The organism is Ruegeria sp. CDSC042, assembly GCF_059610745.1.
This window is the reverse complement of sequence record NZ_JBXWOF010000005.1, coordinates 261,412-280,626: the sequence shown is the minus strand read 5'-3', so window position 1 is coordinate 280,626 and position 19,215 is coordinate 261,412. Positions and strand designations below refer to the sequence as shown.

17 protein-coding genes and 4 pseudogenes are annotated in these 19,215 nt (G+C 55.5%); 18 read left to right on the top strand and 3 right to left on the bottom strand.

Annotation, left to right across the window (positions count from 1 at the left end):
* Positions 1-74: 74 nt before the first annotated feature.
* Positions 75-1,151, bottom strand: a complete 1,077-nt coding sequence (locus AC2FHX_RS13075; RefSeq protein WP_299664530.1) for a sugar ABC transporter substrate-binding protein — start codon at positions 1,149-1,151, stop codon at positions 75-77.
* A gap of 675 nt (positions 1,152-1,826) precedes the next feature.
* Here AC2FHX_RS13075 and AC2FHX_RS13070 point away from each other — a divergent pair.
* From AC2FHX_RS13070 to AC2FHX_RS13055, 4 genes and pseudogenes are all read left to right on the top strand, one after another.
* Positions 1,827-2,081 (top strand): annotated as a pseudogene (locus AC2FHX_RS13070) (IS110 family transposase); the annotation flags it as partial.
* Positions 2,075-2,161, top strand: a pseudogene (locus AC2FHX_RS13065) (RidA family protein); the annotation flags it as partial. The pseudogenes AC2FHX_RS13070 and AC2FHX_RS13065, both read left to right, overlap by 7 nt.
* 4 nt (positions 2,162-2,165) lie before the next feature.
* Entirely contained in the window at positions 2,166-2,252 is an 87-nt protein-coding gene (mobC, locus tag AC2FHX_RS13060) for a plasmid mobilization relaxosome protein MobC (RefSeq protein ID WP_367575553.1), read from the top strand.
* Between the two features lie 125 nt (positions 2,253-2,377).
* Positions 2,378-2,677, top strand: a pseudogene (locus tag AC2FHX_RS13055) (IS3 family transposase); the annotation flags it as partial.
* A gap of 61 nt (positions 2,678-2,738) precedes the next feature.
* Here AC2FHX_RS13055 and AC2FHX_RS13050 read toward each other — a convergent pair.
* On the bottom strand, positions 2,739-3,164 hold the full coding sequence (locus AC2FHX_RS13050; protein WP_496676975.1) for an Lrp/AsnC family transcriptional regulator: 426 nt from the start codon (positions 3,162-3,164) through the stop codon (positions 2,739-2,741).
* Positions 3,165-3,277: 113 nt separating this feature from the next.
* Between AC2FHX_RS13050 and AC2FHX_RS13045 the strand changes: the two genes are divergently transcribed.
* The 8 genes and pseudogenes from AC2FHX_RS13045 (at position 3,278) to AC2FHX_RS13010 (ending at position 11,311) form a co-directional block, all read left to right on the top strand.
* Positions 3,278-4,450 carry a pyridoxal phosphate-dependent aminotransferase gene (locus AC2FHX_RS13045; protein WP_496676978.1) on the top strand — a complete coding sequence of 391 codons (1,173 nt, stop codon included), beginning with the start codon at positions 3,278-3,280 and terminating at the stop codon, positions 4,448-4,450.
* A gap of 25 nt (positions 4,451-4,475) precedes the next feature.
* Positions 4,476-5,222 carry an SDR family oxidoreductase gene (locus AC2FHX_RS13040; protein ID WP_496676981.1) on the top strand — a complete coding sequence of 249 codons (747 nt, stop codon included), beginning with the start codon at positions 4,476-4,478 and terminating at the stop codon, positions 5,220-5,222.
* Positions 5,223-5,234: 12 nt separating this feature from the next.
* Positions 5,235-6,077: a fumarylacetoacetate hydrolase family protein gene (locus AC2FHX_RS13035; protein ID WP_106607288.1), complete on the top strand. Its 843-nt coding sequence runs from the start codon at positions 5,235-5,237 to the stop codon at positions 6,075-6,077.
* A gap of 169 nt (positions 6,078-6,246) precedes the next feature.
* On the top strand, positions 6,247-6,975 hold the full coding sequence (locus AC2FHX_RS13030) for an SDR family NAD(P)-dependent oxidoreductase (protein WP_106607586.1): 729 nt from the start codon (positions 6,247-6,249) through the stop codon (positions 6,973-6,975).
* A 33-nt stretch (positions 6,976-7,008) separates the two neighbouring features.
* On the top strand, positions 7,009-7,674 hold the full coding sequence (locus tag AC2FHX_RS13025; protein WP_106607287.1) for an RraA family protein: 666 nt from the start codon (positions 7,009-7,011) through the stop codon (positions 7,672-7,674).
* Between the two features lie 38 nt (positions 7,675-7,712).
* A complete protein-coding gene (locus AC2FHX_RS13020; protein WP_106607286.1) occupies positions 7,713-8,861 on the top strand; it encodes a fumarylacetoacetate hydrolase family protein in 1,149 nt (382 codons plus the stop codon).
* 12 nt (positions 8,862-8,873) lie between these two features.
* A complete protein-coding gene (locus AC2FHX_RS13015; RefSeq protein WP_142638776.1) occupies positions 8,874-10,379 on the top strand; it encodes an aldehyde dehydrogenase (NADP(+)) in 1,506 nt (501 codons plus the stop codon).
* An 18-nt stretch (positions 10,380-10,397) separates the two neighbouring features.
* Positions 10,398-11,311 (top strand): annotated as a pseudogene (locus AC2FHX_RS13010) (dihydrodipicolinate synthase family protein).
* 219 nt (positions 11,312-11,530) lie between these two features.
* On the opposite strand, the gene AC2FHX_RS13005 reads toward AC2FHX_RS13010, so the two are convergent.
* Positions 11,531-12,541: a LacI family DNA-binding transcriptional regulator gene (locus AC2FHX_RS13005; RefSeq protein ID WP_106607283.1), complete on the bottom strand. Its 1,011-nt coding sequence runs from the start codon at positions 12,539-12,541 to the stop codon at positions 11,531-11,533.
* A gap of 197 nt (positions 12,542-12,738) precedes the next feature.
* On the opposite strand from AC2FHX_RS13005, the gene dctP reads away from it, so the two are divergent.
* From dctP to AC2FHX_RS12975, 6 genes are all read left to right on the top strand, one after another.
* On the top strand, positions 12,739-13,740 hold the full coding sequence (gene dctP / locus AC2FHX_RS13000; protein ID WP_496676989.1) for a TRAP transporter substrate-binding protein DctP: 1,002 nt from the start codon (positions 12,739-12,741) through the stop codon (positions 13,738-13,740).
* 81 nt (positions 13,741-13,821) lie between these two features.
* Positions 13,822-14,409, top strand: coding sequence for a TRAP transporter small permease (locus AC2FHX_RS12995; RefSeq protein ID WP_496676992.1), 588 nt, complete (start codon positions 13,822-13,824; stop codon positions 14,407-14,409).
* A complete protein-coding gene (locus AC2FHX_RS12990; RefSeq protein ID WP_496676995.1) occupies positions 14,403-15,695 on the top strand; it encodes a TRAP transporter large permease in 1,293 nt (430 codons plus the stop codon). The genes AC2FHX_RS12995 and AC2FHX_RS12990 overlap by 7 nt, the downstream gene beginning before the upstream one ends.
* A gap of 148 nt (positions 15,696-15,843) precedes the next feature.
* Entirely contained in the window at positions 15,844-17,109 is a 1,266-nt protein-coding gene (locus tag AC2FHX_RS12985; RefSeq protein ID WP_496676997.1) for an FAD-dependent oxidoreductase, read from the top strand.
* A 31-nt stretch (positions 17,110-17,140) separates the two neighbouring features.
* Positions 17,141-18,289, top strand: a complete 1,149-nt coding sequence (locus AC2FHX_RS12980; protein ID WP_496677000.1) for a mandelate racemase/muconate lactonizing enzyme family protein — start codon at positions 17,141-17,143, stop codon at positions 18,287-18,289.
* A gap of 50 nt (positions 18,290-18,339) precedes the next feature.
* Entirely contained in the window at positions 18,340-19,200 is an 861-nt protein-coding gene (locus AC2FHX_RS12975; RefSeq protein ID WP_496701830.1) for a dihydrodipicolinate synthase family protein, read from the top strand.
* The last annotated feature ends 15 nt before the right edge of the window (positions 19,201-19,215 follow it).

The window sequence follows — 19,215 nt, the reverse complement described above, 5'->3', positions numbered from 1 at the left end:
ACCTCGAAAAGAGTTTGGTTTTTTAGTCCCCCGACCCATTGAACCGGGGGAGGGCTCGCTGCGTGCAAGGGGAGTTATTGCACGTAGTCTTGCCAGTTTGCCTGCCACGCGTCGATGAAACCGGGCAAATCAGCGTCGGGATTATGGACCTTGCTGAGGCTGCGAACGGTTTCCGGTGAAAGAATACATCCGTTCAGAAGACTGTTGGCATAGGTATCCACATTGTCGGCTGTTACCGGAATGAGGCCGACCCGCGGCTGGGTGTCTTCAATCGGGTGACCGTGCAAGTAGTCATAGAGTTGGATAAGGCCGAACCCGCCAACCATCCAATGGCCACCGATCGAGAAACTCAGTTTGCCATCCTTGATGAATTGAGCGACCTGCTCGTCAATGTCGGTGGTTATGATGGCGATGTCGTCACGCCCTGCCTGTTCCACCGCAAATTGACTGCCGAGACCGGCGACCGCGCCAAGCACGATGATCGCGTCAATCTCGCCGGGTCCGAAGCGGGCAATGAACTGCTCGGCATATTTCTGGCCATTCTCCCGGTTCAGACGATCCCAACTTTCAGCGATCACTTCGACCCCTGCCGCGTCCAATTCCGATTGAACTCCCGCCCAGATTTCTTCCGCAGAAGTCACACCTTTCTGGTTCCAGACCATCGCGACTTTCTTGTGTCCGAGATCTGCGGTGGCTTTGCCGATTGCCTGACCCCAAGTGTCATTGTTCTGGGTCACCTGCGCGATGAAATCCTCACCTTCATAGTCATCGTCATAGCTGGACACCACCAGTCGACCGACGGCAATACCAGGAATATCATTCTCTTCGAGAAGACGCGCGACCTGGATACCGGCCGGCGACGTCAGCGGGTTGAAGATCAGCCCGTCCGGGCCGCTTGCGATGATGGATTCAGCTTGCGCCGCGTGCTGTTCTTCCGAGTTCTGATCGTCAAACTCCTTCAGCTCGACACCCAGCGCTTCAGCGACGCAGCGTTCAAAACGATGGCGGTTGATAACCCAAGGGTTTGTTTCCGGCTGGCCAAGGTCAGCGATTACCAGATCGGTACGAGCTTCGCTTTGAGCCGTTGCCACGCTCGCAAGCGGCAACATGGCTGCTGTCACAAGCAAAGGCTTGAGCATCTTGTAGGTCATGATCTCCTCCCTGGAGAGTTTTTCGCGTTGATTGCGGAGAGGTAAACTCCTATTTAATGCGTACTGCAATTAAATGCAGTTTGCAAGTATATATCCAATCCGCTGAACCAACCCGGGAACTTTGAGGTTGCGAAGTGGCAAAAATCCAGGCTTTACGGCTCAAGCAGTCAAGGCATCAAGTTCCGCGCGAACCACGCGGTACGGCAGGACCCGGTGTCCTGACTCAGGTTCCGAGCGGTGTGGATGCCCTGGGCGTGGTCCTCGTAATAATCGGCGTAGTCGTTCACAAATCCGCGCAGATGTCGTCTGCACCTGTCAACGGCGACTGAAATCGGCCATTCGCTGCAACCTGAAGAACGAGCAGGTTGGGCTCGAAGCAGTCATTCGCTGCAACTTGCTTGAACGACTGCTACGCGGACTCTCCAGACATTGGCCTTTGGGCATGTTGCTGACGCAGCATCCGTTTGCATCTGCGGCACGTTCGATGTGGCAGCGCAGCGCAAATCACCGAAGCAGCCGCTCGACAGCGCGGATTTGGCTGAGACCGAAACTGTAGTTTCGCCGCAGCCTGGTCTGACAACTCAGACGCGGATGGGGTGGATGGCGCCTGCAGCCAACCGTCGCGCTTTGCGGCATACTGTAGAAGTCATCTTCTGACAGGAAAGGAACCCCACCATGGAAGTTACAACAGTTGGACTGGATCTTGGTAAGGACGTCTTCCAAGCTCACGGCATCACCGCAGACGGGGCGATTGTTTTCAATCGAACAATTCGACGCAAGCAGTTGCTTAAGTTCTTCGAGAAATTGCCGAGTTGCCTTGTCGGGAAAGAAGCCTGCGGGTCGGCCCATCACTGGGCGCGCGAGCTGACCGAAATTGGTCATGATGTGCGGCTCATGCCTGCGGCCTATGTCAAACCGTATGTCACGCGCCAGCCCGTGCCTGCGGCGAAGCCAAGCTAGCCCGTGCAGAACTTGGGGTCGAGTTTATAGTGGACGCGGCCTACGATTGATCTGTTGCGGGTTTCGGCTTCGCTCAATCGCACCGGCAACAACGTCAACCAGATTGCGCGGCGCTTGAACGAGGCGAGCGGTGTGCTGTAAGCGAAGTGCTGCGATTTTGTAGATTGGCGCACCTGTCATCAGATTGGGACCTTCTCAATCTGATGACAGGAGGTTCCGATGGTGGAACATTATGTACCCGCGCTGCGCAAGTGCTTTCTCGAAGACATGCGGACCGCGGGGCTCAATACCTGTCGATCAAGTATTCCGAGCGCCTTGACGAGGCGAAGGTCGGTGCCTCGGTCGGCAGTAGCGGGGACAGTTACGATAACGCCCTCTACAAGGCTGAGGTCATCGAACACGAAGGCCCGTGGAGTGGCAAGAAAGACGTGGAAATGGCAACCCTCAATTGGGTCAATTGGTGCAACGAAAAGCGCCTCTTCGGCCCGCTCGGGTATATCTCACCCGCACCAGCAGAAAGGAACTTCTACAACGCAGATTGCGCGGCTAAGATCGCCGTAGAATGACAAACTCAAACGTCTCCGGTAAACTCGGTCTGGTTCAGTAACCATAGAAGCCGGTAGTCGTTTAGAACTCTTTGGAGAGAGCCATGATCGTCTCGGTACGCTTGACACCATCGATTTTATAGATCTGCTCCAGCACGAGATTCAGACGCGGCTTTTCGATGGGATTGATGAGCAGCGCGAAGTCGTGGTCTCCTACGATTCTTAGACAACTTGCAACCTCTGGCATGGTCGCAAATTCGCGTGCTGCTGCTTCCCCCTTGCTGCGGATTTCCATGTTTATCAGTACAATTGCCCCTATGCCGCCTGTTTCAACGGTCGAAGGTTCCTTGATTGTGTAGCCAAGAATCTGCTGAGTTTGCTCCAGTCTTGAAAGCCTTGCCTGCACCGCAGTGCGCGAACGGCCAACCTTCCTCGAAAGATCGGTGACGGGCACACGCGAGTCCCTGCGCAGCGCTTCAAGTATTTGCTCGTCGATCTTATCACGCATTGATATCCAAGCCCGTCCCAAATTGCAGATTGCCTAGTGTATAGGCATATTGCCTATGATTTCAATCGATTTAACAATCGACAGGACGGGCCGTTTTGACTGACATCTTCGTTATGGACAACGCAACACTATTGAACTCGATTTCGTCCCGTGCGCGGGCTTTGGAAGCCTCCAAGATCCGCGAGGTTGCAGAGCTTGGCATGAAGCAAGACGGCGTGTTGCCGCTCTGGTTCGGTGAAGGCGCCTGGCCGACCAATTCACTGATTGTGGACGCTGCAATTGCCGCGCTCAAGGCTGGCAATCATATGTACCAGCCGAACAATGGCGCGATGGCGCTGCGGCAAGCGATTTGTGCTTATAGCAACGAACTTCTGGGCAGCCGTCTGAAACCGGCTCAGGTCACAGTCACCCCTTCCGGAATGCAAGGCCTCATGCTGACGGCTGAATTTCTTGTGACTCCCGGCGACCGGGTTATCGCAGTGGAGCCGGGCTGGCCCAATATCATCGGTGCTTTCAAGGCGACCGGTGCAGAGATTGCGAGCGTGGCAATCGTGCCGAAGGGCGGTCATTGGGCGCTCGACGTGGAAGAGCTGATCGCGGCGCTGACACCGGGCACCAAAGCGGTGGTGATTAACTCGCCCAACAACCCCACCGGCTGGACCATGTCGGCCGAGGAGCAGCGTCTGGTGTTGGAGCATTGCCGCCGGCACGGCATCTGGATCGTTGCCGATGACGTTTATTCCCGGCTCTACCGCCATGGGCGTCACGCGCCCTCATTCCTGTCGATTGCAGAGCCTGAGGATCAGCTGATCTCTGTGAACTCGTTTTCAAAATGCTGGTCGATGACCGGATGGCGGCTTGGCTGGATCGTGGCTCCCGCCGCGTTCGAGGGGAAGCTGGGTCAGTTGACCGAGTTCAACACGTCCTGCACAGCCGGCTTTGTCCAGGAGGCGGGTATTGCAGCCCTGCGCGGCGGCGAAGAGGAAATTGCCAGCCTGTTGAGCAAAATCCAGGCAGGGTATGAAATCACGGCAGAACGCCTCAACGCTTTTTCGCGGGTGGAGTTCATTGAGCCTGATGGTGCTTTCTACTGCTTCTTCCGAGTTGACGGGCTGACTGACAGCTTCGCTGCGGCTGGTGAAATCCTTGAGCAGACCAAGGTCGGGCTAGCGCCGGGCGTGGCGTTCGGTCCGCAGGGAGAAGGTTATTTGCGGCTCTGCTACGCGCAGCCGGCAGAAGTGCTGGAAGAGGCCTTCAAGCGGCTCGAGCCGTTCCTCTCGAAGTGATGCCTCAATATCGGGGAGGAAAGACATGACGTATCAACTCAGCCTTGAGGGTAAAACCGCGCTGATTACTGCCGCTGGGCAGGGTATCGGGCGTGCCAGCGCCGAGGCCTTTGCCCAGGCTGGCGCCTCGGTCATTGCCACAGACATCAATGAGACTTCGCTAGCTGAGCTCAATGCGATTGACGGCATTACCGCATGGAAACTGGATGCAACCGATCCCGAAGACATCAAGCGGGTACTGCCTGAAGCTGGTAGGCTGGATGTGCTGTTCAATTGCGCTGGATTTGTCCATACCGGCAGCATCCTGGATAGCACCGAGGAAGATTGGGACTTTGCCTTCGATCTGAATGCCAAGGCCATGTACCGCCTGTGTAAGGCAGTCCTTCCGGGCATGCTTGAACAGGGCAAGGGGTCGATCATCAACATGTCCTCGGTGGCATCCTCCTTGAAGGGCGTTCCAAACCGCTTTGTTTATTGCGCGTCCAAGGCAGCGGTCATCGGCATGACCAAGGCGATCGCTGCTGACTACGTAACCCAAGGCATCCGTTGCAATGCGATCTGCCCTGGCACCGTAGATAGCCCATCGCTGCACGACCGGTTGCGGGCCACGGGCGATTGCGAGGCGGCGCGGGAGCAATTCATCGCGCGCCAGCCTATGGGGCGCGTTGGCGATGCAGACGAAATTGCAGCGCTTGCAGTTTACCTTGCCTCGGATGCCAGCGGATTCACCACGGGCCAGGCCCATATCATCGACGGCGGCTGGGCCCTCTGAACGGAGACTATCATGAAACTTTTGCGTTATGGCCCGAAAGGGCACGAAAAACCCGGTATCGTCGACGCTGACGGTGTTGTCCGCGATCTGTCCGGCTTGGTGGATGACATTGCCGGTGAGGTTCTGACGGATCAAGGCCTGGCCGGCATTGCCGAAGCTGACCTGTCGTCGCTGCCTGCCGTTGAGGTCGACCGTTATGGGCCCTGCGTCGGCGGTGTTGGCAAGTTCATCTGTATTGGGCTCAATTACTCCGACCATGCCGAGGAAAGTGGGCTGGAGGTGCCGCCGGAGCCGGTGATCTTTGCCAAGGCGACTTCGGCAATTTGCGGTCCCAACGACACGGTAGAAATCCCCCGCGGCTCGAAGGCCACCGACTGGGAAGTTGAACTGGGCGTCGTAATTGGCAAAGAGGCAAAATATGTCGATGAGGCAGAAGCTCTCGAACATGTTGCGGGCTACTGCGTGATCAACGACATTTCCGAACGTGATTTCCAGAACAAGCGCGCAGGGCAGTGGACCAAGGGCAAATCTGCCGACACGTTCGGTCCTATTGGACCTTGGCTGGTGACCCGCGACGAGGTTTCTGACCCGCAGAATCTGCCGATGTATCTGGAAGTGAACGGAGAGCGCCGCCAGGACGGAAGCACGAACACAATGGTGTTCGGGGTGGCTCACATCGTCTCTTACCTGTCACAGTTCATGAGCCTGCAGCCAGGCGACATCATCTCCACCGGCACACCTCCGGGTGTGGGCATGGGGATCAAGCCTGAGCCCGTATACCTTAAGGCGGGCGACAAGATGGAACTCGGCATCGAAGGCCTGGGCGTGCAGCGCCAGGACGTTGTGCAGTGCTGACCTTCTCCCCGGCGCCAGGCCGTTCACCCCATTGGCGCTGTTCCTGGGCCAGCTATATTGGTTGCCCGGTCCATCTTTTCCCGAGGCCTACATCCATATCGGTCTCAAAAGGCAAGCCCAGTGAATGAAGGCTGCCTGTAGCCGTGATTTTCATCAGGAGGACAAAGTGATGGAAAACCAAGTTGCAATCGTAACCGGCGGTGCGCAGGGAATAGGCCTGGCTGCGGCTCGGCTTCTGATCGAAAAAGGTGCGAAGGTCGTCAGCTGGGACATTGATGCAAGCAACGGGGACGCAATGGCTGCTCTGGGCGGCAATGCTTTCGCGGTGGACTGCGATATCACCGATCTGTCTTCGGTGGAAGCGGCCTACAAGCGTACTTGCGAGGCAGCGGGAATTCCTTCGATTTTGATCAACAGTGCTGGGATCGCAGGTCCCAACGAACCGCTGGACACCTACGATCCCGAAGCTTGGCGCAAGATCATCGACATTAACCTGAACGGCACATTCTATGTGAACCGCGTCTGCGTTCCTGGAATGCGAGAGCAAGGCTATGGACGCATCCTGAATGTCGCGTCCATCGCAGGCAAAGACGGCAATCCTAATGCTTCCGCCTATTCGGCTTCCAAGGCCGCGGTGATCGGCTTGACTAAGTCCTTGGGCAAGGAACTGGCTGGCTACGATATTGCAGTAAACTGCGTGACGCCGGCTGCGGCCCGGACCCGGATTTTCGACCAGATGAGCCAGGAGCACATTGACTATATGCTTTCCAAAATCCCTCGTGGCCGGTTCCTGGAAGTCGAAGAGGCCGCGAAGATGATCGTTTGGGCGGTTTCACCTGAAAACTCCTTCACCACTGGAGCTGTATTCGATCTGTCTGGCGGCCGGGCCACCTACTAACTCTTGTAAATTAAGTCACTTGGAGGAAAACCCATGACAGATAATGACAAAAAAGCCGCTCTCACCGAACGCCTTGCAAAATGCTACAGCGGTGCAGTTTATGACGCCCTGCGCGAGAGAGGGATAGACAATACTGTTCTGCCCAAAGACATCCGGCCGATTGACGATACTCATGTTCTTGCTGGTCCCGTTTTCACAATTTCAGGAACACCAAAACCTGGGATTAGTGCTGATGATGCTCTGCTGGCTTGGACGGGTTTCCTTTCAACAGCGCCGTCTGGCCATGTCGTAGTTTGCAATGGCCACACTGACGACATCGCGATGATGGGGGAACTGTCTGCCGAGACGCTCCAGATGCGCGGTGTGCGCGGATATGTGACCAATGGCGGGTGTCGGGACAGCAATTTCATTCGTAACATCGGTTTCCCCGTTTTCCATCGCTTCTACACCGCCCGCGATGTGGTGGGCGCATGGTCGGTCGACAAAATGGAAGTCCCTGTGCAGATCGGTGACGTTGTCGTTAAGCCCGGGGATTTTCTGATTGCCGACATTGATGGGGCCATCCTTATCCCAGGTGAAATCGCAGAAGAGATCGTGGTTGAGGTCGAGGAAGTGATGAACACCGAGAACAAGGTCCGCTCGGCTATCCGTAGCGGGACGGATCCGAAAGAAGCCTACCTGACCTACGGGCGCTTCTGAGCGGTCAAACTGGCGTAACAGCACTTGGAGATACGAATATGCATATCGGTTTGCCTGACCAGGGCTGTTTTGTTTTGCGGGTCTGGAATCCAGCGGTTTCAGGGCCTTCGGTTTGCCACTTGCGCGACGGATGCATTGTCGATGTGACCTCGCGTGAAGTGGCAACAGTACGCGACCTGCTTGAGCAGGACGATCCGGCGGGCTGGATCAAGTCTGCCTCAGGCGAAGCAGTTTGCACGCTGGGCGAGCTCGAGGAGAGTTCCGTCGAACGGCCTGATCCTAAATTACCCTATTTTCTGGCGCCCTGCGATCTGCAGCCAGTTAAAGCATGTGGCGTGACCTTTGTATCCTCAATGTTGGAGCGGGTGATTGAAGAGCAGGCACTCGGTGATCCTACCAAGGCCAAGGTGATCCGCGGGCGCTGCGAGACTATTTTAGGCGATAGCCTGACCGGGATTGTTCCCGGGTCAGACCAAGCAATTCAATTGAAGAACGCGCTTCTCGCCGAGGAAGCCTGGTCGCAATACCTTGAAGTCGGAATTGGCCCGGATGCAGAAGTTTTCTCCAAGGCTCAAGCGCTGTCTTCGGTTGGCTGGGGTGCAAGCGTCGGCCTGCATCCAATGTCGCGCTGGAATAACCCGGAACCGGAGGTGGTTCTGGCGATAAACAGCCGGGGTGAGGTCAAGGGTGCCACGCTCGGCAACGACGTGAACCTTCGCGATGTCGAAGGCCGCTCGGCGCTGCTGCTTGGAAAGGCAAAAGACAACAATGCTGCCAGCTCGGTAGGACCTGCCATTCGCCTCTTTGATGGAACCTATTCGATCGCGGATGTGCGTAAAGCGGAACTTGATTTGCGGGTTACCGGGGAGGATGGCTTTGTGATGGACGGTCACAGCACAATGGCCGAGATCAGCCGCGACCCGCTTGACCTGGTTGGGCAGGCTTATGGTGCGCACCACCAGTATCCCGATGGTTTCATGCTGATGATGGGAACCCTTTTCGCTCCAACCCAGGACCGTGATCACCCCGGGGGTGGTTTCACGCACAAAATGGGCGACGTCGTGACCATTTCAAACTCTGATCTGGGTGCTTTGGTCAATACCGTGCGCCTTTCTACCGAATGCCCGCCCTGGGACTTCGCAGCCTCGCATCTGATGCGCAATTTGGCCCGCCGTGGCCTGCTCTGAACGGAGACACTCATGCTAAACGGAAAACATCTGATTGCCGGCGAATGGCTAGGCAGCGCCAGCACTTTTTCATCACAGCCTGCTCACGGCTCCGCCCATAACTTTGCTGTCGGAACGGTGGATCTTGTCGGACGTGCCTGTGAGGCGGCTGAAGAGGCTTTCTGGTCCTATGGCTACTCTGGCGTGGAAAAACGTGCGGCGTTCCTGCACCGGATTGCGGATGAAATTGACGCCCTTGGAGATGAAATCACTGAGATCGGAAGCCAGGAGACAGGTTTGCCCGAGGCTCGCTTGACCGGTGAGCGCGGTCGGACTGTCGGCCAGCTGCGCTTGTTCGCAGAGCATATCCTGAAAGGCGATTATCTGGACCGTCGCCATGACAGCGCCTTGCCTGACCGGCAGCCGCTGCCGCGGCCTGAGCTGTATATGGTTCAGCGGCCCATTGGCCCGGTTGCGGTCTTTGGTGCTTCGAATTTTCCACTGGCCTTCTCGACCGCAGGGGGTGACACCGCAGCAGCATTGGCCGCAGGCTGCCCTGTAGTGGTCAAAGGCCACTCAGCGCACCCGGGAACGGGGGAGCTGGTGGCTCAAGCCATCGACAAGGCCGTGAAGGCGATGGATCTGCACCCTGGCGTGTTCAACCTGATCCAAGGAGGCAAGCGGAACGTAGGAGCTGCGCTGGTTCAGCATCCATTGGTTAGGGCGGTTGGCTTTACCGGTTCGCTGGGTGGCGGGCGGGCCCTGTTCGATCTGTGCGCATCCCGCGAAGAGCCTATCCCGTTCTTTGGCGAACTTGGCTCAGTCAATCCGATGTTCCTGCTGCCACGATCTCTCTCCTCCCGTGCTGAGGCAATGGGCGAGGGCTGGTCCGGCTCCTTGACTATGGGAGCCGGCCAGTTCTGCACCAATCCAGGGATTGCCGTCGTGCAGTCGGGCGCAGATGCCGAACGTTTTGTTGCGGCAGCTACCAAGGCATTGGAGCAGGTTGGCGCGCAGACAATGCTGACTGACGGGATCGCCGCAGCCTATCGCGATGGGCGCGACCGGATCCGCGCCAATTCCAGCGTGCAGGGAATCCTCACCACCACCTGCGTCCTGCGCAATGCAACGCCGTACCTTTTCCGCGTCACTGCGCGTGAGTGGTTGGCAAATGATGCGTTGGCCGAGGAAGTCTTCGGTCCGCTGGGCCTGGTTGTCGAAGCAGAAGATGCGGCCGAAATGACTGCTGTTGCGAAGGGACTTAAAGGGCAGCTGACCTGCACCGTCCATATGAGTGAAGACGACACTGCCCAGGCGCAGGCCTTGATGCCAATCCTTGAGCGCAAGGCGGGGCGAGTTTTGGTCAACGGCTTTCCGACCGGCGTCGAAGTATCTGACACGATGGTCCATGGCGGCCCCTATCCGGCCTCGACAAATTTTGGTGCGACCTCGGTGGGTACTCTGTCGATCCGACGTTTCCTTCGGCCTGTATGCTTCCAAAACATGCCAGAGGCACTGCTGCCTCAAGATCTGAAATGAACGTCCAAGGATAATATTATGGCTAAAATGTACAAAGGCATCTGGCCGGTTGCCCCGACCCCTTTTCATGACGATGGAACACTCGACCTTGAGGGTATGAAGCGCGTGCTCGACTTCATGATCGATGCGGGCGTCGATGGCATCTGCATCCTTGCGAATTACTCCGAGCAGTTTGTGCTGTCTGATGAAGAGCGCGAAGTGCTGACTCGATTGTCGCTGGAACATGTGGCGCACCGGGTGCCGGTGATCGTGACTGTCAGCCACTTCGCAACCCAGATTGCGGTGGAGCGCGCGCGTCTCGCGAAATCGCTTGGCGCCAGCATGGTGATGCTGATGCCCCCCTATCACGGGACAACGCTGCGGGGGACGCCGGAGCAAATTTTTCAGCAGTTTGAAGCGGTCGGCGAGGTGGGCATCCCGATCATGGTGCAGGATGCGCCGATGGCCGGCAATGATCTGACTGTGCCGCTTCTGGTCAGGATGGCCCGCGAAATCGAGATGGTGAAGCTCTTTAAGATCGAGTGCATTCCGGCAACCGGTAAGCTGCGCGAGCTTATTGCTGCAGGCGGTGACGCGATTCAAGGCCCCTTCGACGGTGAAGAAGGTATCACATTGATGGCCGACTTGGATGCCGGAGCTACTGGCACCATGACCTCTGCCACAATTCCCGACAAGATCAAGCCCATTCTGGCTTTGCACGCCGAAGGCAACCGCGAAGGTGCATCCGAAGTCTACCGTCAGGTGCTGCCGGTGATCAACTTCGAAAACCGCCAGTGCCTTTGGCGCGCCTCAAAGGCCGCGATGATGGAGGGGGGGTGATCAATTCCGACTGCTGCCGCCACCCGATTGCACCGTTGCATCCTGAGACCCTTGCGGGGCTCTTGGATATTCTTCGGCCGATTGATCCGCTCGTCCTGTCCTGGGGCAAGTGAAGTAAGACTGGGCGGTTGCATCGTTGAACCAAAAACATAGGCCGCAACTGCCCCGCTCGGCCAACTATGGCATGATGAGAACAGTTCTTGGATTGGTGCCTTGCGGGAGGAGCCGGTGATTTTCACGTTCGCGACATAGGCCGCTCCCACATTCTTCTCAACCCAACGAGACCGTATACTGCACTTGGTCGAAATCAATACGATAGAACGCGACATACTTTAACGATGTGAGCTAACGCTATCAGTCAGGATCAATTCTGTCGGGACGAGAGTGAGTTTAGTTGGCGCTGTCGGATCCGAGATACGGCTTAGCAGATGTTGAATGACAACTCTCCCCATCTCTTGCAGATCAATGCTTGTCGTACTCAGCGGCGGATTGGTGTGTTGCAACTCATCGATCCCCTCGTTCGCGATCAACGAGAAATCTTCTCCGATTTTTTTTCCCAACCTCTGCAAACCGGCTTTCAGTCCAAGGGTGACGATAGCATTATATCCGATGGCAGCAGTCGGCGGATCTTCGACATCCAGAATTCTCGCCGCTGCTTCGTATCCCTGAGCACGAACAGGGCGGCATTCGAAAACAAGCGCACGATCGAACTCTTGACCCGCTTCGTCAAATGCTTGCCTGATGCCTTTCATGCGACGGTTAAATGGGGAAATATTGACTGTGCCGCCAACAGCGGCAATGCGTCTGTGACCAAGGTTAAGCAGATGTTTTGCCGCCGTGTAACCCGCAAGTGTCTCATCAGCCACGACTGAATCGATGGGATAGCCACTGATCTCTCGCGAGACACACACTATTGGGGGGCTGAATTTCTTCATCTCTTCCAGGTCGGTCGCCTGAGTTCCAATCGCAGGAACCAGGACGATGCCATCTGCATTGTACTCAGACATTTTCCTGATGAATTCGGATTGTCTCTCCACTTTTTCATCCGTATTGCACAGGAAGACCGTTTTTCCTACTTTGGCAAGTTCACCTTCAATCGCTCCCAGAATCTCGCTGAAGGACGGGTCGGACACGTTGTTAAGCACGATACCCACCGTGTCGGTCTTTGACTTCCTCAATCCTGCCGCGGAACGCTGATAGACATAGCCAGATTCGCGCAGCGCTTCTTTGACCCTGGCGCGCGTCTGGTCCGAGATTCGGCTGTTTTCCTTCATCGCCAAAGAAACAGTTGCAGTGGAAAGTCCTAACTGTTTTGCGATTTGACTAAGGGTCGGCTTCTGCATTCTTATTATTTTTCCTATGGTTATGGTTGCCTAGGGTAGTAATTTCCAACGTTCTTTCGGGCAAGTTGCCCATGAGAAGTCAGAGTTAATCGATTTAATTTGATTTGTAAAAGTTAATCGATTAACTTGAAGCGGCACCGACGGAAAGCAGTTTACGCATTCCGGAGCGCAAGCGCAGTTTCAACGGGAGGAAAACTATGAAACTCGGAAAATATGCATTCGGCATAATCTCGGGTCTGGCGTTGTCAGGCCTACTTGCAACAACAGCCCTCGCCGACACGGTCAGGCTGAAATTGGCCGGGACCTATCCAGTCAACCACTTCGGCCATGAGATTGTCGAAAACATGATCAAAGAGATTGAAGACGCAGACGTAGGCGTGAAAATCTCCTATTTCCCGGCCTCACAGTTGGGATCCGGCGAAGAACTGATCGAGGATGCCATTCGCGGCAATATCGACCTTGTACAAGCGTTCATCTACGCTCAGGCCGATCCTCGGCTGGAAGTCATGAACCTGCCAGGGTTGGTGACGACTTTTGACGAATTGAAAGCGGTCTACGGCAACCCGGACTCCAAGTTTAACCAGATCCTGGCCGGGATCATGGACGACCTGGGGCTGGTCTATCTTGCCAATACCGGCGAAGGGTTGGTCGGTATTGTCGCGAACGAAAAACCTACCGATTATGCCGGTTTCGGTGATAAGGGCGTGAACATCCGCGTCTGGAGTTCAGAGGTCGCCAAAAAGACCACCGAAAGCCTCGGGTATCGGACGACAACGATGAACTGGGCGGAGGTTCTGCCAGCGCTTCAATCTGGCGTCATCGACGGAGCGATCTGCTGTACGCCGGAATGGGCCTATTCGACCTTCGCGGCCGCCGGCGTGGGGAAATACTTTATTCCCGTGAACACGGCTATCGAAGCGTCATCATTCTATGCCAGTGGCAAGTCCTGGGAGAAGTTGAACCAGGAACAGCGCGACGTTATCCGGGCTGCCGCCGAGAGAGCCGCCAACGTTGCGATCAACACATCCTGGGACCGCAATCAAGGCTTCGTCGAAAAGCTGAAGGAAGCTGGCTGGGAAATTCTTGAGTACAGCCCTGAAGAGCGCGCTGCGATGGTTGCCCACATCCAGGAAAACGTCTGGCCGGAACTGGCGGACGTGGTTGGGCAGGACCTTATCGACGAGCTGACCGCCAAGTAACCAAGATTTTCTTTGGTTGCTCATTAATTGGGGATGCCGTGATTGTCTGGCATCCCCCTCTTAACGGGGAGTGAACTTTCGATGGTACTATTTGAAGATGCATTGCCACCCGGTCTGAGCCGGTTCGTTCGGCTGATGGTTTGGATCAAGTCGGTCCTGGTGAGCGTCGCTCTACCGATACTGCCGATCACATTCTTTTTCGTTGTGCTGTTTCGCTATGTTCTGGAACGCGATCTTTTTGCCTACGAAGAATGGCTCATGCCGATCTGCTTCTGGATCTTCTTCTTGGGCAGTGCGCTTGGCACTTACTACGACAAGCAGATCAATGCTGATCTTCTTGATACAGTCACCGAAAATTCAACACTGCTGTGGCTTCGCAAGCTCGTGATCCAGATCATCGAGTTGTCGATAACGCTGGTACTTGTTTACTGGGCCTGGCTGATGATTGCGGATGAGATCGCGGCATATCCTGGATGGAAAACCACCATCGCCCTGAAGATTCCGTTTATTGTTCCACGCTTTGGAATTTTCGTGGGGTTCGTGTTCATGGCGTTCTACAGCGCCTTGTCGATCTTCCTGATGCTGCGCGTGGGCCCCGATCGATATGCCGAGGCCATGGAGAATGCGCGACGGGCAGAGCCCGATGAGGAGGAGGTTGTGACATGGTAATCCTCATCGCCATAATCCTTATCTGCGTTCTGCTGGCAATCGGCGTCTCGGTTCCATTGGCCTTTGGCGGTGTGCTGATCCTTCTGGCCTATACCGGAGGGTACGATGTCTCTGGGTTCTTCGCGACGGGCCACTGGAAGATGAATTCAGTTATCCTGCTGGCCATTCCTCTTTTCATCATGGCTGGCGATATTATGCAGCGGGGCAAAATTGCAAAACCGATCGTTGAGATTGCCGAGCTCATGTTCGGCCATCTCCGCGGCGGGCTAAGTGCTGCCTCGGTCGTGGCCAGTGCGATGTTCGGCGCAATCTCGGGCAGTGGTGCGGCCACATTGACTTGCATCGGTTCGATCATCATGCCGCATCTGCGCAAGGCACGGTATCCCGCAGGCATTTCCGGCGCATTGGTGATCTGTGCAAGCCCCTTAGGCCTATTGATCCCGCCAAGCGGCGCGCAGTTGCTCTATGCCTGGGTCGGTCAGTTGAACGTTCTTGAATGTTTCCTCGCAACGGTCGTACCAGGGCTGATCCTTACGACCCTGTTGATCATCGTGAATTTCGTGATCCTTCGGAAGGATACCGAAATTCAGGTTACCGAAGTTCCGGACCGTTTCTTCCGTGCACTTGCTGGTAAAACAGCCATCGCAACACCGGCGATCCTGATGCCACTGATCATTCTGGGCGGCATTTATGGTGGCATCATGACGCCCACCGAAGCCGCTGGCGTCGCCGTAATTTATGCCATTCCGGTGGGCTTCTTCGTCTACCGCGGCCTGACACTCAAAACCTTCTATGAAAGTATGAAACACTCGGCGATCACGATCGGCGTGGTCATGGTCATGATCTTCACAGTCTTAATCGCCAGCCGCTTCCTGATTTTCGAAGATATTCCCGGTCTCGCCGAGGATCTGATCTATTCCATTTCAGATAACCCAATAATGATTTTCCTGATGCTCAATCTGGTCATGCTTCTGATTGGTATGCTGATGGACGATATCAGCGGAATCATCCTGAGCGCATCGCTTCTGCTACCCATCGCTGTTGGAGCTGGAATGGATCCAATCCACTTTGCCGCAGTTCTTGGTGTTAATCTTGGCATGGGCAACATCACGCCGCCAACGGCACCGCTTCTGTATCTCGGATCGCAAGTGACAGACGTGCCGGTCCGACAACTGATCTGGCCGACACTGATTTTCATCGTGTTTGCTTGGCTGCCAACTTTGCTGATCACCACATTTATCCCTGGGATCGCTCTTTGGTTGCCGAACATGTTCTTCGGCTCCTAGCAACACGAAAACACCAGCCAGAATAGAAAGAAGTTGGTATGCAAAACTCTGTTCCTTCAAACCGGGCGACGGTTGTCGTGGCTGAAATTCTGGCTCCGAAAGCCAATTTTGATTTCGCTGCCCACGCTCATATCACGGACAAGTCGTGATGGCGGACGCGCTCATAATCGGCGGTGGGCTGATTGGCATCACAACGGCCCACCGATTGGCCAAACGCGGCTGCTCGGTCGTGCTGGTGGAGGCCAACGAGGATGTCGGTCTTGGTGCCAACTTTGCAAACGGTGCGATGCTGGTGCCTTCACAAACTATGCCATGGAATTCGCCAGGGATATTGTCCACGCTTTTGAGGTCAATCGTGACACAAAATTCCGCAGTGCGGATCAAGCCGAAAGCTATCCCGTCCCTGTTCAAATGGGGCCTGCAATTTCTCAAGAACTCAAAGCCGCATCTGCACGAACTCCATACGCGCCGATTGCTCGAACTGGCGCTCTTTTCCATGGATGTCTTTGAGGAATACTACAAAGGATACGCAGACCAATTCGAACCCAAAAAATGTGGCACCATCAAAATCTACCGCGACCAACCAGGTCTGGAAGCCCAGATCAGATCCAATCGTCACCTCAGTGAGGTTGGGCTAGATTGGGAGGCACTAACGCCTGATCAAACTGTTGAGGCTGAGCCGCACCTTCAAGCGCTGGCCCCGCAGCTGGCAGGCGGAATTCGTTTTTCCGCTGATGTGGTGGCGGAATCGCGAAAATTCTGTCAAATCCTCCGCGATGACCTCGTCGCTTCCGGTCAGATAATACATGTTAGTTGCCAAGCCAATGAACTGCTGATGTCAGGCGAAAAGGTCATCGGCGCGCGTACAACAATCGGAGATATTCGGGCGAAGAATACCATTCTGGCCCTTGGGGCCAATACAAGAAAATTGGCTGCAAACGACGCAAGATCAATCTTGGTGCGCCCCGTGAAAGGGTACTCGGTCACATACGATACAACCGGCGTCAACGACCTGCCTTCGTATCCCGTTATCGACGAAGGGATGCATGTCGGGATTGTTCCAATAAATGGCAAATTGCGCGCTGTTGGAATTGCCGAGTTCGCCGGGCATGACGACACTCTAAGCCCCAAAATAATCCGGCAACTCGATCGCCTGACCAAATCCGTTTACCCCAACCTTGCGCAGACGCTTGACGGCTGCAAGCGCGAGCCGTGGACTGGATTCCGCCCGATGAGTGCTGACGGTTTGCCCTATATCGGCGAAGCATCCAGCAAGGGGCTTTGGGTCAATACCGGGCACGGCCATCTGGGTTGGACCCTCGCCACCGGGTCGGCAGAGTTGCTTGCTGACCTCATCATGGGCAAGCCAACAGCCTTGGACGCATCCAGCTATGCAGTAACTCGATCACACTAGACAGAAGATAAACCTAATGGAAGACAAGGTCATGAAAATAAAAGATATTCGCCTCACACGGCTCTTTTCCAAGTTCAAGACGCCCTATGTCTGGGCCATGGGCAAGAATCTTGGTCAAACAACAATCCTGATTGAGGTCGAAACGGATGCGGGCGTCGTCGGCTACGGCGAAACCGCCCCGACGATGACGTCCCCAGAGGCGATCCATGCGCTCTTACTAACCGCTAAAACGGTCCTGATAGGGCAGCCCATCACTCAGATCACCGATTTGATGAAACAGCTCTTTACGCAAAATTTTGGACATCACTATGCCAGCCAATCTCATCCAAGAATAGGCAATTTTGCGTTTGCAGGTGTTGAATTGGCCCTTTGGGATGCACTTGGCAAATCGTTGGATCTGCCGGTTCATGCCCTGTTGGGTGGGAAGATCCATGACACGGTGAGTTTCATGGGGTTTGTCCAGGGAGACAGTACGGAAGAGGTTGCAGCACATGCCGGTCAGTTGGCGTCGGACGGCTTTGAAGTGATTTACCTCAAGGCCGGATACACCAACGATAAAGATATGGCCAATGTCGAAGCTGTCAGAAAGGCAATTGGCAACAAGCGACTTCGGATCGACCCGAATGAGGCCTGGGACTTGATGGAGGCCCAGGTGATGATCAATAAGCTCGCCAAGTATGATCTCGAGATGGTTGAACAGCCGGTGTCGGCGATTGCCGGCGTTCCGGCATTGAAGGCATTGAAACAATCCTGCTCAGTCCCAATTGCCGCCGACCAGTCCGTGTACACACTAGAGGAGGCTCACTCGATGTGCTCCAGCGGTGCGGCAAGCCTGCTGACTGTGGGTCTGCACGAAACTGGAGGTATTCTTGGGTTCCGCCGCGTCGCTGCGATAGCTCAGGTATTCGACATCAACGTGTGTATTCACGGTGTTTGGGAGACCGGAATTACCACCTGCGCCTCGATACAAGCTGCGTCGGGTGTTCCGAATTTGGATGATGGCAATCAGATCATGTGGCAGCTCCTGCAAGAGGACATCGTCGAAAGCCCGGATCTGACGCCAAATGCCGGGAAAATTCCGGTCATGTCCGCCCCTGGCCTTGGATTTACCCTGAACGAGGACGCCGTTGGTCGGGCCGCAGAAGCCTACGACAAGAAGAATGGTTTGGAGGTAACATGATAGCATTGCAAGACAATTCACCTGCGGTCGTATCGCCCGGCATTTATCCAATGCTCTATGCGTTCTTTGACGATCGCGGTGTATTGCGCCAGGATCCGTTTCGGCGTCAGGTGGATGCGGCTTTGGGCACCCAGGCTGCCGGAGTTGCGATTCTGGGGTTGGGTACGGAGGTCTCGAAGCTCTCATTCGATGAGCGCGTCGAGGTCCTTGAAGTCGTCGCGAAGCGCATTGATGGACGCAAGCCGCTCTTAGCGACCGTCTATGGCGATACGATCACCGAGCAGATTGAGTTTTCGAAGCGAGCAATTCAAAGCGGTGCGTCGGCGCTGATGCTCCAGCCTCCCTCGCAGAAAATGGACGATGCAAAGCTGGCGGGCTTCTTCTCCGAGATTATCTCGGCGGTCGATTGCCCGATTGGGGTCCAGAATGCGCCGGAGTTCCTTGGCTTCGGACTAAGCAACCAGAGCTTGATCGCGCTTGCGAATGACCACAAAAATTTCACCATCGCGAAACTGGAATGCAACGCCGTCGATCTTGAGTCTGTTGCGTCAGAGCTCGGGGATAGCGTGATGCTTTTCAATGGCCGCTGCGGACTGGAATTACCTGACAACCTGCGCGCGGGTGCCAGTGGGCTGATCCCGGCGATTGATACGGTAGATAAGACCAGCGAAATTTTCGCTGAATTCACTGCTGGGACCGAAGAGCGGGCCGATAAGCTATATGCCGATCTATTGCCGGTTCTCTGCTTTATCATGCAGGGAATTCCACATTTCCTGACCTATGGAAAGATGCTGGCCGCAGCGCGTTTGGGAATTGAGCTTGGCGGCAGTCGAGAACCCTCATTGCCAGCGACTGATTTCGGCGCAGCATGCATCCACCGGTTCTCGAAACACTTGGGACCGTTGAATTGAGATATTCCGCAACAT